The 14,433-nt window shown below is 64.7% G+C and carries 13 protein-coding genes; 4 read left to right on the forward strand and 9 right to left on the reverse strand.

The annotated features are described in order from the left end of the window. Positions 1 to 5: 5 nt before the first annotated feature. A complete protein-coding gene (gene atpA, locus I603_RS00955) occupies positions 6 to 1,535 on the reverse strand; it encodes a F0F1 ATP synthase subunit alpha (protein WP_068861953.1) in 1,530 nt (509 codons plus the stop codon). A 12-nt stretch (positions 1,536 to 1,547) separates the two neighbouring features. Continuing rightward, positions 1,548 to 2,102 carry a F0F1 ATP synthase subunit delta gene (locus I603_RS00960; protein ID WP_068861954.1) on the reverse strand — a complete coding sequence of 185 codons (555 nt, stop codon included), beginning with the start codon at positions 2,100 to 2,102 and terminating at the stop codon, positions 1,548 to 1,550. 205 nt (positions 2,103 to 2,307) lie between these two features. On the opposite strand from I603_RS00960, the gene I603_RS00965 reads away from it, so the two are divergent. Beyond that, positions 2,308 to 3,135, forward strand: coding sequence for a TauD/TfdA dioxygenase family protein (locus tag I603_RS00965; protein WP_068861955.1), 828 nt, complete (start codon positions 2,308 to 2,310; stop codon positions 3,133 to 3,135). 24 nt (positions 3,136 to 3,159) lie between these two features. Here I603_RS00965 and I603_RS00970 read toward each other — a convergent pair whose 3' ends face one another. After that, positions 3,160 to 4,740: a S1 family peptidase gene (locus I603_RS00970; protein ID WP_068861956.1), complete on the reverse strand. Its 1,581-nt coding sequence runs from the start codon at positions 4,738 to 4,740 to the stop codon at positions 3,160 to 3,162. A 91-nt stretch (positions 4,741 to 4,831) separates the two neighbouring features. On the opposite strand from I603_RS00970, the gene ada reads away from it, so the two are divergent. Further along, on the forward strand, positions 4,832 to 5,881 hold the full coding sequence (gene ada / locus I603_RS00975) for a bifunctional DNA-binding transcriptional regulator/O6-methylguanine-DNA methyltransferase Ada (protein WP_068861957.1): 1,050 nt from the start codon (positions 4,832 to 4,834) through the stop codon (positions 5,879 to 5,881). A 12-nt stretch (positions 5,882 to 5,893) separates the two neighbouring features. Here the strand turns inward: ada and I603_RS00980 are convergent, their stop codons facing one another. Beyond that, entirely contained in the window at positions 5,894 to 6,832 is a 939-nt protein-coding gene (locus I603_RS00980) for a c-type cytochrome (protein ID WP_068861958.1), read from the reverse strand. Positions 6,833 to 6,854: 22 nt separating this feature from the next. Then, a complete protein-coding gene (locus I603_RS00985) occupies positions 6,855 to 7,490 on the reverse strand; it encodes a glutathione S-transferase family protein (RefSeq protein ID WP_068861959.1) in 636 nt (211 codons plus the stop codon). A gap of 112 nt (positions 7,491 to 7,602) precedes the next feature. Between I603_RS00985 and I603_RS00990 the strand changes: the two genes are divergently transcribed. Continuing rightward, positions 7,603 to 7,980, forward strand: a complete 378-nt coding sequence (locus tag I603_RS00990) for a nuclear transport factor 2 family protein (RefSeq protein WP_068861960.1) — start codon at positions 7,603 to 7,605, stop codon at positions 7,978 to 7,980. A 13-nt stretch (positions 7,981 to 7,993) separates the two neighbouring features. On the opposite strand, the gene I603_RS00995 is transcribed toward I603_RS00990, so the two are convergent. The 3 genes from I603_RS00995 to I603_RS01005 all read right to left on the reverse strand — a co-directional run bounded on the left by I603_RS00995 (position 7,994) and on the right by I603_RS01005 (position 12,935). After that, positions 7,994 to 9,064, reverse strand: a complete 1,071-nt coding sequence (locus I603_RS00995) for a hypothetical protein (protein WP_068861961.1) — start codon at positions 9,062 to 9,064, stop codon at positions 7,994 to 7,996. 110 nt (positions 9,065 to 9,174) lie between these two features. Then, the gene (locus tag I603_RS01000) at positions 9,175 to 10,734 is read right to left on the reverse strand and encodes a cryptochrome/photolyase family protein (protein WP_068861962.1); all 1,560 of its coding nucleotides are present in this window, start codon (positions 10,732 to 10,734) and stop codon (positions 9,175 to 9,177) included. 35 nt (positions 10,735 to 10,769) lie between these two features. Continuing rightward, on the reverse strand, positions 10,770 to 12,935 hold the full coding sequence (locus tag I603_RS01005; protein ID WP_068861963.1) for a primosomal protein N': 2,166 nt from the start codon (positions 12,933 to 12,935) through the stop codon (positions 10,770 to 10,772). A 54-nt stretch (positions 12,936 to 12,989) separates the two neighbouring features. On the opposite strand from I603_RS01005, the gene I603_RS01010 reads away from it, so the two are divergent. Beyond that, the gene (locus tag I603_RS01010; protein ID WP_068861964.1) at positions 12,990 to 13,688 is read left to right on the forward strand and encodes a DUF4197 domain-containing protein; all 699 of its coding nucleotides are present in this window, start codon (positions 12,990 to 12,992) and stop codon (positions 13,686 to 13,688) included. 34 nt (positions 13,689 to 13,722) lie between these two features. Here the strand turns inward: I603_RS01010 and I603_RS01015 are convergent, their stop codons facing one another. Continuing rightward, on the reverse strand, positions 13,723 to 14,379 hold the full coding sequence (locus tag I603_RS01015; RefSeq protein ID WP_068861965.1) for a DUF2490 domain-containing protein: 657 nt from the start codon (positions 14,377 to 14,379) through the stop codon (positions 13,723 to 13,725). Between the last annotated feature and the right edge of the window lie 54 nt (positions 14,380 to 14,433).

Here is a 14,433-nt window from a genome sequence, read left to right on the forward strand (position 1 = left end):
CGTCCTTACGCGAACTGCTTGCCGAAGGCTTCAAGCGCGGCCTTGGTCTTGTCCGCGACTTCGCCTTCGAACTTCTTGCTGGTGCGGATCTCGGCCAGCACGTCGCCTTGTTCGCGGCGCATGAAGTCGAGCATCTGCGCTTCGTATTCGTTGACGCGATTGACCGGGATCGAGTCGAGGAACCCGTTGGTGCCGGCGTAGATCGACACGGTCTGCTCTTCGAACGGCATCGGCGAGAACTGCTTCTGCTTGAGCAGCTCGGTCAGGCGCGCACCGCGGTTGAGCAGCTTCTGGGTCGCCGCGTCGAGGTCCGAGCCGAACTGCGCGAAGGCCGCCATTTCGCGGTACTGCGCGAGGTCGAGCTTCATCGAGCCCGAAACCTTCTTCATCGCCTTGGTCTGGGCGGCACCGCCGACGCGGCTCACCGACAGACCGACGTTAATCGCCGGACGTATGCCCTGATAGAACAGGCCGGTTTCAAGGAAGATTTGGCCGTCGGTGATCGAGATCACGTTGGTCGGGATGTAGGCCGACACGTCGCCCGCCTGGGTTTCGATGATCGGCAGCGCGGTCAGCGAGCCGTGGCCGTTTTCCTCATTCATCTTCGCCGCACGCTCAAGCAGGCGGCTGTGGAGATAGAACACGTCGCCCGGGTAAGCTTCGCGGCCCGGAGGACGACGCAGGAGCAGCGACATCTGGCGATAGGCCACGGCCTGCTTCGACAAGTCGTCATAGACGATCACGGCATGCATTCCGTTGTCGCGGAAGAATTCACCCATCGCGCAGCCGGTATAGGGCGCGAGGTATTGCAGCGGGGCGGGCTCCGAAGCGGTCGCGGCGACGACGATCGAATATTCCATCGCGCCGTTTTCTTCGAGCTGCTTGACGATCTGCGCGACGGTCGAACGCTTCTGGCCGACCGCGACATAAACGCAGTAGAGCTTCTTCTTCTCGTCGTCGCCCTGGTTGACTTCCTTCTGGTTGATGAAGGTGTCGATCGCGACGGCGGTCTTGCCGGTCTGGCGGTCACCAATGATAAGCTCGCGCTGGCCGCGGCCCACGGGCACCAGCGCGTCGATCGCCTTGAGGCCGGTCTGGACGGGCTCGGAAACGGATTCGCGCGGGATGATGCCCGGCGCCTTCACTTCGACGCGGCGACGTTCGTCAGCCACGATCGGGCCCTTGCCGTCGATCGGATTGCCCAGCGCGTCCACAACGCGGCCGAGCAGGCCCTTGCCGACCGGAACGTCGACGATGGTGCCGGTGCGCTTGACCACGTCGCCTTCCTTGATCTCGGCGTCCGAGCCGAAGATCACGACGCCGACATTGTCGGCTTCGAGGTTGAGCGCCATGCCCTGCACGCCGTTGGCGAATTCCACCATCTCGCCGGCCTGCACCTTGTCGAGGCCGTGGATGCGGGCAATCCCGTCACCTACCGACAGCACGGTACCGGTTTCGCTGACCTCGGCCTCGGTGCCGAAACTGGCGATCTGGTCCTTGATGACCTTGGAGATTTCTGCGGCGCGGATTTCCATTTTTCGTGTCCTTTAAGCCTGCATGGCTTTGGCGAGCGAGTTGAGACGGGTGCGGATCGAGGCATCGATGCGCTGCGATCCGATGGTGACGACAAGACCGCCGAGAAGGTCGGGATCGACCGTGGCGGAAAGCATGACCGTGCGGCCTTCGCGCGCTGTCAGCTTTTTCTTGAGTGCGGTAAGCTGGGTGGCGGTCAGCGGGTGGGCGCTCGTGACCGTGGCGTTGACTTCGCCCCTTTGGGCTGCGGCAATCGCCTTGAACGCGGAAATCATCGCCGGCAGCTTGCCCAGACGGCGGTTGGCGGCCAGCACGCCGAGGAAATTGGCGGTCAGCGCAGACAGTTTAAGCTTCTTGGCGACAGCGGCCATCGCCTTGCCCTGCGCGTCACGCGAAAGCTCGGGATTGGTGGTCAGTGCAGCCAGGTCGGCCGATTCGGCCAGCGCCGCGGCGAGCGTCTCGAGATCGCTCTCCACGGCCGTGACCTTGCCGTTCTCGGCGGCCAGATCGAACAGGGCCGAGGCGTAGCGTCCAGCCAGGCTGGCCTTGATACCGGCGGAAATATCCACGCGCGTGCAGTCCTCTTGCGAGCTTCGTAGGGTAATTGCTTGGGCCTCGGATACAGAGCGAGCGGAGAGGCCGCCTGCAAGGCTGGCGCGCGCCTAGCAATTGATTCCCGTTCCTGCAAGCCGGTGCACCGGATTCTCTGGACAGGCAGCCGCCCGAAGGACAGATTGAGATGAAGAGGCGGCAATCGCCCGAGGGAGAGGACAAATGGAAATGCGGCCCATGGCCCCGCGCTGCGGAGTCGAGATTGCGGGCGTTGCGCTCGCTTCGTGCAGCGATGACGAGATGGCGGCGATCAAGCAGGCGATCTATGAACACGGTGTGGCGGTGTTCCGCGATCAGGACTTCGCGCCGGAAGATCATATCGCCTTCGCGCGGGCCTGGGGCGGGATCGATCTCAATAACTACTTCCCGCTCGATCCGCGCTGGCCTGAAATCGCTCTGGTCAGCAAGGCGCCCGACCAGACCACCAATATTGGCGGCGCGTGGCATACCGATCATTCATATGACCAGGTGCCCGCGATGGGATCGATCCTCGTTGCACGCGTGCTGCCGCCTGCCGGGGGCGATACGCTGTTCGCGCATATGGGTGCGGCCTATGACGATCTCGACGCGGAAACCAAGGCCGCGATCGAGGGGCTCGAAGCCTTCCACACCGCCGATCATGTCTATGAGGAGGGCGGCATCTACGCCCAGACCGATCAGGGCGCGTCGCTGCGCGGACAGGACATCCGCACCGGGGCGGTGCATCCGGTGGTGATCCGCCATCCCGTGACGGGCCGCAAGCTGCTTTATGTCAACGGCGCCTTCACGATCAACTTCGTCGGGCAGACCCGCGAGGAGAGCCTGCTGCTGCTATCGAAGCTGCTCGCCGCCGCGCTGCGCGAAGACAGCCAGTGCCGGGTGCAATGGCAGCCGGGGACGGTGGCGATCTGGGACAACCGCACGACATGGCACAATGCGCTGAACGACTACCACGGCCATGCGCGCGAGATGCACCGCATCACCCTTTCGGGCGAGGCGCTGGCGGCCTAGCAGGACCGGTAGGCCGCGTCCGCGTCATTGCGCGGCCCCTGAAGGTCTTGTCGTACAGCTATAGACCAGCCGTTCATTGGGCGCTTCAGGTAGCATGGCGACCAGCGCGGATTGCTGCTCGCCCAGCGTGCGGGCGGCATCGCTGACCCCGCAGGCAGGCGGTTCATATTGCGCGCGCGCTTCCAGCACCTTGTCCATCGCTTGCTTGCCGAGAAGGTAGCGATCGGTGCGGAAGGTGCGGGTATCAGGGTCATAGCTATTGACCGCCACCGCCGCCTCGTCCTCGAGCACCAGGACCCGGCTCCATGCTCCCCCAGCCGAAAGCCCGTACTGGGTGCGGGTGTTGACGCAGCCATCGGCAGCCCAGTCGAAGGCGACATCGTCGGTGCGCGCGCTGGTAACGCGGCTGCGATCGGGTTGCAGAGTGCAGAGCAGCGCGCCCTCGGCGGCGAGCGAGGGCTGGCCTCCCTCAGCATCCCCGCCAGTGCTGCCTTCGGCTTCGGCGAGGGCGGCGGCGACCCTGTCCTCGATTTCGGCCAGGCCCGGCCGGGTGAGCCACACCAGCACCGCTGCAATCATTGCCGCCCCTGCCACCCCTGCGGCGATACCGGCGCGCTTGACGGTGGCCGGATCGCGCCGCCACTGCACAGCGAGTGTTCCTGTGCCAGCTGCGGCGAGCAGCGCGATCAGCGCCAGCGCCATCGCGTTCTCGCGCGCTTCGAGCACCGCCATCTGCGCTTCCAGACGCGCCGTCTCGCGCACCTCGCTCGCCCGCGCGGCGCGCAGCGCCAGTCGCTCCCGCGCCAGCGATTGTTCGGCCTCGAGCCGCTGGCGCTCATCGGCGTTCAGTTGCTCGATCGAACGACAGGGCAGGGCGTTGACGACAGGCTCGACCCCGTTGCCCTGCAGGAAAGGCAATAATTCGCGCAAGGATACGGCGAAGTAGAACTCGGCATCCGACCCGCCCGAATCAGCGCCGAAGGAATTGACCCCGAGCACGCGCCCGCAAGCATCGAGCAGCGGCCCGCCAGAATTGCCGCGCGCGATCGGAGCGGTGTGAAGCAGGGTGTCGAACTGGCGGCTGGGCCGCTCGCCCGACAGGAAGCCGCGCGATTTGACCGGCGGCTGGGCGCGGAAGATGTCCTGGATATCAAGGCCCTGGGCGAGATCGACATTCATCGGATAGCCGACGGCGGAAACCTCGCCGAGATCGCGCCCGGCCCCCCCCGCAAGCGTCAGCGGAGGCAGGCGCAAGGTGCCCTTAGCGATCTCGATCAGTGCCAGATCATTGCGCGGCGAGACTGCCACCACGCGGGCAAAGGTGCCGCCTTCGCCTTCGCTCGGCACCACGCCGATCCGCAGCGTGTCGTCCTGCAGCGCTTCCTGGATAACATGGGCATTGGTGACGATCCGCGTCGGGCTGACGGCAAAACCGCTGCCATGTGTGACCGGCACCAGTGTTTCGTTCTGTTCGCCGATCAGGACCACCCGCACCACGCCGCGCGCGGCAGCGTCGATATCGGCCGGATCGGCGGCAGCGGGCGCGGAGATCATCGCCAGCGGGGCAAGGATCAGGAGAGCGATGGCGCGAATGAGGCGAGGCATGGGCGGCTTATAACGCCTTTCGCGCCGCAAGCGAGATTGAACGCAAACACCGGGGGTGTGCGGGGCGCGTGGCTGTGGCAGAGTGTTCCACGTGAAACATTTCAAGAACATTTGTGACGAGGAACGATGGCGGGCGGTGCTGGACAAGGACCGCCGCTATGACGGCGCCTTCGTTACGGGGGTCCATTCGACCGGCATCTATTGCCGTCCGTCCTGCCCCGCGCGGCCGCCGCTGCGCAAGAACGTGCGCTTCTATCCTACCTCCAAGAATGCCGAAGATGCCGGATTAAGGCCTTGTAAGCGCTGTTCCCCATCCACGCAGAGCGCCGAGGAAGCCTGCGTTCTGGCGGCGCTCGCGGCGATCCGTGAGCGGGGCGCGATGACCCTCGGCGAGCTTGCCGCGCTGACCGGCTATGCACCCACCCACTTTCAGCGCCTGTTCAAGCGCACCGTCGGATTGTCACCCGCCGCCTTCGCCAAGGCGTGCCGTGAAGCGCGGGTGCGGGAGGCCTTGAGCGCGGGCCTAAGCGTGACCGAGGCCCTGTCAAAAGCAGGCTACGGGGGGGCTAAACAATTCTACGCACAGACGAAAGGCAGGCTGGGCATGAGCGCGAGCGACTGGAGCAGGGGCGGCGCGGGCCGCGAGGTGCATTGGGCGGTGCTGCCGACCTCGCTGGGGCAGATTCTGGTCGCCGCGACCGAAAAGGGCGTGTGCTGTCTCGCCTTCGGAGAGGGCGAGGAGGAATTGCGGGCACGCTTTCCGAAGGCTGACCTTGTGCCTGCGGGCGATGATTTCCGTCAACTGTTTGCGCAGGTGGTGGCGGCAGTCGAACAGCCGGGAACGGGCAGTGCCGCGATTCCGCTCGACGTCAGGGGCACGGTCTTCCAGCAGCGGGTATGGGAAGAACTGCGCCGCATTCCTTGCGGCGAGACGCGCTCTTATGGCGAATTGGCGGCGGCGCTGGGCAACCCCAAGGCATCCCGCGCAGTCGGCGGGGCCAACGGGGCGAACAATGTCGCGGTGCTGATCCCCTGCCACCGTGTGATCGCGGCCGACGGCACGCTGGGGGGCTATGCCTATGGCTTGGAGATCAAGGCGGAATTGCTCAGGCGCGAGGGGGGTGTCGACCCGGCCCGATAGAACGACCTGCGGTTACTTCCCGTCGCCCAGCAGATTGCCGTCAACCGTCTGGCCGTAATAGTCGCCCTTCGCATGGAAGCGCTGGCGGGCCTCTTCGATGCTGCCGGTCTGGCGCGGATCGCGCGGACGTTCGCGGGTGGTGACGAAGGCGGCGACATCCCATGCCTGCTGGTCGGAGAGCGAATTGTCCTGTCCGAAGGGCATGTTCGCCTTGATGAACCCGGCGGCATCCTTGGTCCGCGACATCCCTGCCCCCCAGTTGAACGAATGATCGCCCCACAGCGGGGGGTAGAGATAGGTGCCGTCGTCGTTGCGCACGCCTTCGCCTCCGGGCTGGTGGCAGGCGCTGCACTGTTCTTCGTAGACAATCCGGCCCCGTGCCGGGTCGGGCGCAAGTTCGGGTTCCGGAAGGGAAGGGAAGCCGCGTCTCGGCATTTGCGTGCCCACCTGCACGCCTTTGGCGAGCCAAGCGAAATAGATTTCGAGATCGCGATAGATGTCGTCGCCATAGGGCGGGGGCACACCGGCGGGCGAGGCCTGTGCGTTCATCGAATAGACGAAGCAGCCGCGGATGCGGTCTTCCATCGTGTTGATCCGGTCGTTCTTGGCGCGGTAGGCCGGATACATGCCCCAGGCTGCCCACATCGGCGACGCATCGGGCTTGCGGCCCTCGTCGAGATGGCAATTGCCGCAGGTCAGCCCGCTGCCGACATAGGGGCGCGCTGCCGTGCCGGTATTGAGGAAGATGTCGCGCCCACGCCGGATGGCATCGCCTTCGGGGCCTTCGGGGATGCTGTCGAGCGCGGGCGGAGCAAAGGCCTGATCGGGCGCGCTCGCCGCGGGACCGGGCGGCGTGCTGCCTTGCTGTTCGTCCTGCTGGCTGCAACCCGACGCAGTCCACGCCAGCGCAAGTCCGAAAAGAACCCGGCGCAATGATCCGACCTTCGCCATGTCTCGCTCCCCTTGTGGCCGACTAGTCCAGCTTCGGCGGCATCCCCGGTTCGCATTTCGCCATTGCTTGTCTGTAGGCGGGGCGCTCCCCGATGCGCTTCAGGTAGGCTTGCAGGTTCGGCATTCCCTCAATGCCCATGCCGCTCATCGCACGGCTGGTTGTGAGCTGGAAGCCCATCATGATGTCGGCGGTGGTGAGCTGGCTGCCGCCGAAATAATCCGCCTCGCCCAGCCGTTTTTCGACGATCGCCCAGCCCTTCTGCACCCGGTCGGCGACGAAGGGGGGAAGCTCGCTCGCGCCCATGAACTGCGCCACCAGCGCCATCATGCCATTGGTCATGAAGGTCGCGTTGGCCCAGTGGTAGTAGAACAGGTGGTCGGCAAAATCGGGATGATCCGCGCCCGGCACCAAGGCGGTATCGGGCGCATATTTCGCCACGATGTAGTCCATGATCGTTCCGCTCTCGCCCAGCACGAAATCGCCGTCGGTGATGACTGGTGCGACCTGCATCGGGTGCAGCGCCTTCAGTTCAGGCGGGGCCAGCCGGGTTTCGGGATCGCGATTGTAGAGCACCAGCTCGTAATCCAGCCCCAGCTCCTCGCACAGCCAGACGATGCGTTCGGATTGCGAAATGCGCAGGTGGTGGACGGTAAGCATGTTTCGGGTTCTCTCCTCAAAGCGTTGCCCCCGCGCCTATCGCGCATGGAAGGCGGACACAATGGGGGGGACGTTTTTCCAAGCCGCGCGCGCCGCGCTAGCACAGCGCCCCATGAGCAACACCGACCTTGCCGAGCACCTGTTCACCGCGCTTCAAAACAACGACATGGACACCACGCGCGATTGCTGCGCCCCCGATTTTCGTGGGAGCCAGAATGGCGGGCCAGAGATGAGCCTCGATGCGCTGTTGCAATTCGCAGGCGCGGTGAACGCCGCCTTGCCCGACTTCCGCTATGAGAACCCCATCCGCACCACAACTGACAGCGGCTTTGTCGAGGAACACCTCGTGCGCGCCAGCCGGCCTGATGGCGGTCAATTGTCGGTGATGGTCTGCGTGGTTGCCGAAGTGTCGAACGGCAAGATCACCACCTTGCGCGAATATGTCTACACCGGCGCGGCGGCGGGGCTGCTCAAGGCGCTGGGGCGCTAATCGCGCACCCGGATCAAGGAACGTTCTGGCTCACCGTCGCCATGTTGCCATTGCCGTTCTGTATGACAGTCGACATATCTCCGATCCCGCCCTGGGTGACGCTGGCGATGTTATCCTCGCCCATCTGGTCGATCAGAGACACCGCTTCCGATGATCCGAGCAGCTGGTTGAGGGTCGCGCTGTTGTTGCGAGCGTTCATGACAGGCTCGCCTTCTTGAATAATGGTTGACCTGCCATTGTCGCCGGATTGGGTTGACCGGGCATTGTTGGTACTGGACGATTGAACCTGAGTGATGGTCGATTGATTGAAGTTGCCGATCTGTTCGACGAAGGCGATATTTTCTCCGGGACCAAACAAGATCTGGCCTTGTGATACGGTTGCTATGTTGCCGTTTCCGGTCTGGATGATGTCGAGGTCCTGCCTGGTCGCGATCTGAATGGCAGTTGCCGTGTTGGTGTCGCCTTGCTGTTCGACATAGCTGTTGCTTAATATCCCCTGCGTCTGGCTTACATTCGCTATGTGACCGCCCGTTCCAGACTGGATTACGGTTGAGGTCTGGTTAGTGATGAACCCGACGCCATTCAGCACGCTATCCTGAATGACAATCGCGCTGTTTCCGTCGCTTGATTGGGTCACGAAGGAGTCGTCAGCAAAACCGGTCTGGGCAACATCGGCATAGTTATCGCTGCCCGACTGATCGATGTCCGAAAACTGCCCTGCGGAGCTGCCGCGTTCATTCTGGATGAGGAACGCGGTGTTGCGGTCTCCGCCCTGATCGATGGTGGAACGGTGGACAGAGGACAGGCCATTATCGATCTGTTCGACCTCGGCGAAGTTCACCGACCCTGATTGCTCAACCGTGGAGACTGCGCCGGTCACAGAAGTCTGTTCCACAACCGCGGTGTTGCTGGTGCCGGGCTGGTTGATGGTTGCGGTGGCATTCGAGCCAGTCTGGGTGGCAACCGCGCAATTGTTGCTCGTGGCCGCGCATTCCGCCGGGATCACCGGAACCTGCTGTGCCCATGCGACACCTGACGCCGAAAGCAGCGTGATCGCAATGCCGAATCTAATGGGAAAACTCATCTTCTCACCCCCCTGGTAAGTAACCTCCCGTAATAGCGGACAGAAATGAAAATGAGTCAATAAAATTAATTGCGGTTAACCATATCGGGATTGTGACCCATCGGAAGGTGCTAATCGCGCGCCCAGCCTTTTCGGGCGGGTTCAAGGCTGTCGAGAAACTTCTGCGCACTTTCCAGATAGTCGGACTTTTTCTCGTCATCCATCCGGTCCCAAGTCGCATAGATGCGCCCGATGCGGTGATTGCTTTCCAGCCGGTCGCGGTGGCGGTCCATAAAGTGCCAGTAGAGCGGGTTGAAGGGGCAGGCGCCTTCGCCCGTCTTCTTGCTGACCGAGTAGCTGCATTCCTTGCAGTAATTGCTCATCTTGTTGATGTAATTGCCTGACGCGGCATAAGGCTTTGTCGCGAGGTTTCCGCCATCGGCGTAGAGGATCATGCCGCTCACATTGGGCAGCTCCACCCACTCGTATGCATCGGCATAGACCGCCAGATACCAGTCCTGCACATCGCGCGGATTGATCCCGGCGAGCAGGCAGAAATTGCCGAGCACCATCAGCCGCTGGATATGGTGGGCGTGGGCGTCCTCGCGGGTGGTGCGGATGCAGTCGGCGAGGCAGCGCATGTCGGTTTTGCCGGTCCAGAAGAATTCGGGCAGGGGCCGGTTGGCGGCGAGTTCGTTGGCTTCGGCCAGATCCGGCATCTGGTGCCAGTAAAAGCCCCGCACATATTCGCGCCAGCCGATGATCTGGCGGATGAAGCCCTCGACCGAGTTTAGCGGTGCGCGGCCTGCGCGGTATTCGTCCTCGGCGCGCCGGCACAGTTCGAGCGGGTCCAGCAGCCCGATATTGAGACTGGTGGAAAGCATCGAGTGGTAGAGGTCGTCTTCGCCATGCACCATCGCGTCCTGATAGGGGCCGAAGAGAGCGAGGCGGCGGGTAAAGAAGGCCTCGGCCGCTTCCAGTGCTTCATCGCGCGTCACCGGCCAGCCGAACGGTTCGAGATCGCCGAAGTGATCGGCAAAGCGTGTCCCCACCAGTTCGATCACCGCGCGAGTGGTTTCGTCGGGCGTGAACTTGGGCGCAGGCGGCGCGCGCAGGCCTTCCTTTGGCGGTTCGCGGTTTTCGGCATCGAGGTTCCACTGGTCGCCTTCCGGGTTTCCGTCGCGACGCATCAGCAAACCGGTCTTGCGGCGCATCTCGCGGTAGAAATATTCCATCGTCAGATGCTTGCGACCGTCTGCGAAGTTTCGGAAATCGGCGTGTGTGGCGATGAAGCGGGTGTCGGGCAGGATGGTGACGGGGCAGGGCAGGCGACCCTCCCATTCTTCCATCGCGCGTGCCACCCGCCACTCGCCGCTTTCAGTGACGCGCACTTCGCTCGGCGCGTGGCGCTCGACCGCGCGGACGACTTCACCGGTGAAGCTGCCGGTGTTTTCCGGGTCATCGAGGCGGATGTAATCGACCTGCCAACCCTCGGCGCGAAGTTCTGCGGCAAAATGGCGCATGGCTGCGAAGATCAGCACGATCTTCTGCTTGTGGTGCTTCACATAGGTCGCCTCGTCCCACACCTCCATCATCAGGATGCGGGTTTGGGCTGGCGAGAGGCCGTCGAGGCTGGAGATATTGCGCGACAGCTGGTCGCCGAGCACGGGCACGAGGATGGGAGAGGTCATGTGATGGTTACGCGGAGCGACCCGCTTTGGTTTCGTTACACAAAGGAATAGGGATCGACATCCACGCCCACGCGTACGCCGGGGGCGAAGTTCACGCTGGCGATCCAGTCGCGCAACACGCCTTGCAGATTGGCGCTGCGCCGCGCGTTCACCAGAAAGCGGTAGCGATAGCGCCCGCGCAGCAGGGCCAGCGGAGCAGGGGCGGGGCCGAGGATCTGCACTCCCTCCAGCCGCGGGCGCACGTCGCCCAGCCGCACCGCCGCCTCGCGGGCTTCCCTTTCGTCTTCTGATGACAGGATGATCGCCGCCCAGCGTCCGAAAGGCGGTGCGCCGGCATCGCGACGGCCTTGCGTCTCGGCGGCGTAGAAGGCGTCACGGTCACCGTCCGCCAACGCGGCGATCACCGGCGCATCGGGGTGGCGGGTCTGGATCAGCACCTCGCCAGGCTTGGCTCCGCGCCCCGCGCGTCCTGCGACCTGCGCGACCTGAGAATAGGTGCGCTCGGCCGCGCGCAAATCTCCGCCTTCGAGGCCCAGATCGGCATCGACTACGCCCACCAGCGTCAGCTCGGGGAAGTGGAAACCCTTGGTCACGAGTTGCGTGCCGATGATGATATCGATCGCCTTGCCTTCGGCCTGCGCAATGAATTCGGCGGCACGCTCGGGCGTGTTCAGCGTGTCCGAGGTGGCGAGTGCGATGCGCGCCTGCGGGAAGAGATCGCGCACTTCATCGGCGATGCGCTCCACCCCTGGGCCGCAGGCGACGAGGCAGTCACTCTCGCCGCATTCGGGGCAGGCATCGGGCACCCGCGTCTCGAACCCGCAGTGATGGCAGGCGAGGCGGGCGGAGAGGCGGTGTTCCACCAGCCAGGCGCTGCAAGAGGGGCATTTGAAGCGGTGCCCGCAATTGCGGCACAGGGTGAGCGGGGCATAGCCGCGGCGGTTGAGGAACAGCAGCGATTGCTCGCCTTTCTCCAGCCGTTCGCGCAGGGCATCGACCAGCGGTCTGGCCAGCCAGCGCTGGCTGCCGGGCTTTTCCTCGGTGAGATTGACCAGCCGCACTTTCGGCAGGCTCGCCCCGCCGAACCGGCTGGGCAGCTCGAGCTTTTCGTAGACCCCGATCTCGGCCATGTGCAGGCTTTCAAGCGCGGGGGTGGCGCTGGCGAGGACTACCGGCACGCCTTCGAAGCGCGCGCGCATCACCGATACGTCGCGGGCGTTGTAGCGCACCCCGTCATCCTGCTTGAAACTGACCTCGTGCGCCTCGTCGACGACGATCAGGCCGAGGTCCGCATAGGGCAGGAACAGCGCCGAGCGCGCGCCCACTACAACCTGCGCGCTTCCATCGGCAATCGCCCGCCACGCGCGTCGGCGCTCGGTCGATTTGAGGGAAGAGTGCCACAACACTGGCGGCGCTCCGAAGCGCGCAGCGAAGCGCGCAAGGAAGTTTTCGGTCAGCGCGATTTCGGGCAGCAGCACCAGCACCTGCTTACCGCTCCGGATCGTCTCGGCGACAGGTTCGAAATAGGTCTCGGTCTTGCCCGATCCGGTCACTCCGTCGAGCAGGAAGGGTGCAAAGGCACCCGCCCTCACCGCATCGATCAGCCGCGCGGCAACGGTGCTCTGTTCGGGCGAAAGATCGGGCGGGGCATGATCGGGGTCAGCGGGCGGGTAGGGGCGGTCGATGGCGACTGTTACCGGTTCGATCACGCCTTGGTTGACAAGCCCGCGCAACACCCCTCCGGAAACCCCCGCGATCCCCGCCAGCTCCCTTATCGTGCCCTGTTCGCCCTCCAGCGCCTCGATCGCGGCAAGGCGCTGCGCGGTCATGCGCTCGGGCAGGCCGCCCGACAGGCGGTATTCGGTCATCGTCGCCGGTCCGCCCAATGCGCCGCCGCTGGACAGCGCCATGCGCGCGACACTGGCGAGCGGGGCGCAGTAGTAATCGGCGGTCCATTCGATCAGCCGCCTGAGGGCTGCGGGAAGCGGCGGGACGGGAAGCACTTCGACGATCGGGCGCAGCCGTTCGAAGGCGATATCTTCGCCCGGCAAGCGGCTTTCGTCCCACACGATCCCGGTCACCTTGCGCGGCCCCAGCGGTGCGATCACCACGCTGCCCGCAGGCGCGCCGACGCCATCGGGCAGCCGGTAATCCAGCGGGCCGAGCGCAGCGTTGAGCACAAGCAGGCGAATGCGGTTCATCGTGGAGATATATGGGCGGCGGCATCAGTGTCGGGCAAGCATGGAGACCCGCCAATGACCACAATTCTTGCCGCTTCTGCCAATCGCCGTTCCTTGCTCGCAGGAGCAGCAGGGGCGGGCGCCATGCTGCTGCTGCCCGCCTGCGCAAACACCGGCCCTGCCTTCACCATGGAGGAAGGGGTGCGCCGCCTGCTGCTGCTGTCGGCCGAGAACGCCTTTGCAAGCCTGACCGCGCCGGGCGGTTTCTGGGACGAGCAGGTGGCCCGGATCGGTCTCGACCAGTTCCTTGGCGCGCGCGGCGGCACCCTGTCGCGCATCCTGACCTCGCAATTGTTCAAGGACGGGCTTGAGGAGCGGTTTGCCGGTTTCGCGATAGAGGCAAGCTTTCGCGCCGCGCCGGTGGTGACTGATGCCGTCAGGGTGATCGGCTTCGCCAACGCGCTCGAGCTGGTGCGTGGCGGGCCAACGGCGGCGAGCACCTTCCTGCGCGGGGAAATGGGCACGGCATTGCTCGATGCGATGGTGCCGGAGCTGGGCGAGGCGATCCGGCTGACGGAGGATCCGCTGGTCGGTGAGGCGCTCGGCGCGCTGGTGGGCGTGAACCCCGGCCAACTCGCATCGCGGATCGGGCGTGAGGTCGACGACGCCATCTGGAGCGAGATCGCACGCGAGGAAGCCGCCATCCGCGCGCGGCCTGAAGACACGCGCGACCCGGTGCTGATCGGCGTGTTCGGGCTGGGTTCGCAGCTGTAATGGCCATGGTCGTGCGGCGCGCTGGCGTGACGCGTCAGAAATGCCAGGTGATCGTGGTCAGCGGGACATGGCTGATCCGGTCGCTACGTTCGCCGCGCGGAAAGACCACGAGCCAGTAACCCGCCCCCACTTCAAGCCGCTTGTCCAGCCGGTGTACGACCGCGATCTGCGCGCGCCACTGTTCGGTCGATGCACCTTGCCCCGAATTGCGGCCTTGCAACAGCGCGAACCATTCGCCGTTCAGCGTGGCGCGCCAGCCCCGCGCGATCGGCTGGGTGTAAAGGATCCGCTGGCGTAGCCGCAGCTCCATCCGGTCCGCGCCGTCGAAAAAGCGTTCTTCCAGCCGCGTCCGCGATTCGAACCGCCCGCGCGTCAGCGTGATCTGCTGGTGCGGCCGCAATTCGGTAAGCCCGCCTGCATCCAGCACCATCATACCGCCGCCCACACGCAATCCCTTGGCAAGCTGGCGGTCGATGTTGAACCGCAGCGTCTGCTGGTCGCCGCCGCGCCCGTCGGATCGCCAGCGCTGGGAGCCGTCCACCGTCAGGGTGGTGCCGTCCGCCACTTCTCCGGTGGCGAAGGTCATCAGCCAGAATTGCGTGTCTTCCTCCGCCGCCAGCGCTTTCGACGGTTGCCAAGCTGCCACGAGGGCGGCAAGCAGCAGCGCAGATGACACCGACAGTCTGGTCATGCCCGTGCAGATAGGCTCCTGCGACCCGGCTGGCCATGCGAAAAGCTCTGGAGT

The organism is Erythrobacter dokdonensis DSW-74, from assembly GCF_001677335.1.
Taxonomy (GTDB): Bacteria; Pseudomonadota; Alphaproteobacteria; order Sphingomonadales; family Sphingomonadaceae; genus Erythrobacter; species Erythrobacter dokdonensis.

Excerpts from the sequence above, each read along its gene's own strand:
- I603_RS00970 (WP_068861956.1), bottom strand. The coding sequence starts at position 4,740 with ATGCCTCGCCTCATTCGCGCCATCGCTCTCCTGATCCTTGCCCCGCTG.
- I603_RS00995 (WP_068861961.1), bottom strand. The coding sequence starts at position 9,064 with ATGAGTTTTCCCATTAGATTCGGCATTGCGATCACGCTGCTTTCGGCG.
- I603_RS00990 (WP_068861960.1), top strand. The coding sequence starts at position 7,603 with ATGAGCAACACCGACCTTGCCGAGCACCTGTTCACCGCGCTTCAAAAC.
- atpA (WP_068861953.1), bottom strand. The coding sequence starts at position 1,535 with ATGGAAATCCGCGCCGCAGAAATCTCCAAGGTCATCAAGGACCAGATC.
- I603_RS00980 (WP_068861958.1), bottom strand. The coding sequence starts at position 6,832 with ATGGCGAAGGTCGGATCATTGCGCCGGGTTCTTTTCGGACTTGCGCTG.
- I603_RS00985 (WP_068861959.1), bottom strand. The coding sequence starts at position 7,490 with ATGCTTACCGTCCACCACCTGCGCATTTCGCAATCCGAACGCATCGTC.
- I603_RS01000 (WP_068861962.1), bottom strand. The coding sequence starts at position 10,734 with ATGACCTCTCCCATCCTCGTGCCCGTGCTCGGCGACCAGCTGTCGCGC.
- I603_RS00965 (WP_068861955.1), top strand. The coding sequence starts at position 2,308 with ATGGAAATGCGGCCCATGGCCCCGCGCTGCGGAGTCGAGATTGCGGGC.
- I603_RS01010 (WP_068861964.1), top strand. The coding sequence starts at position 12,990 with ATGACCACAATTCTTGCCGCTTCTGCCAATCGCCGTTCCTTGCTCGCA.
- I603_RS01015 (WP_068861965.1), bottom strand. The coding sequence starts at position 14,379 with ATGACCAGACTGTCGGTGTCATCTGCGCTGCTGCTTGCCGCCCTCGTG.
- I603_RS01005 (WP_068861963.1), bottom strand. The coding sequence starts at position 12,935 with ATGAACCGCATTCGCCTGCTTGTGCTCAACGCTGCGCTCGGCCCGCTG.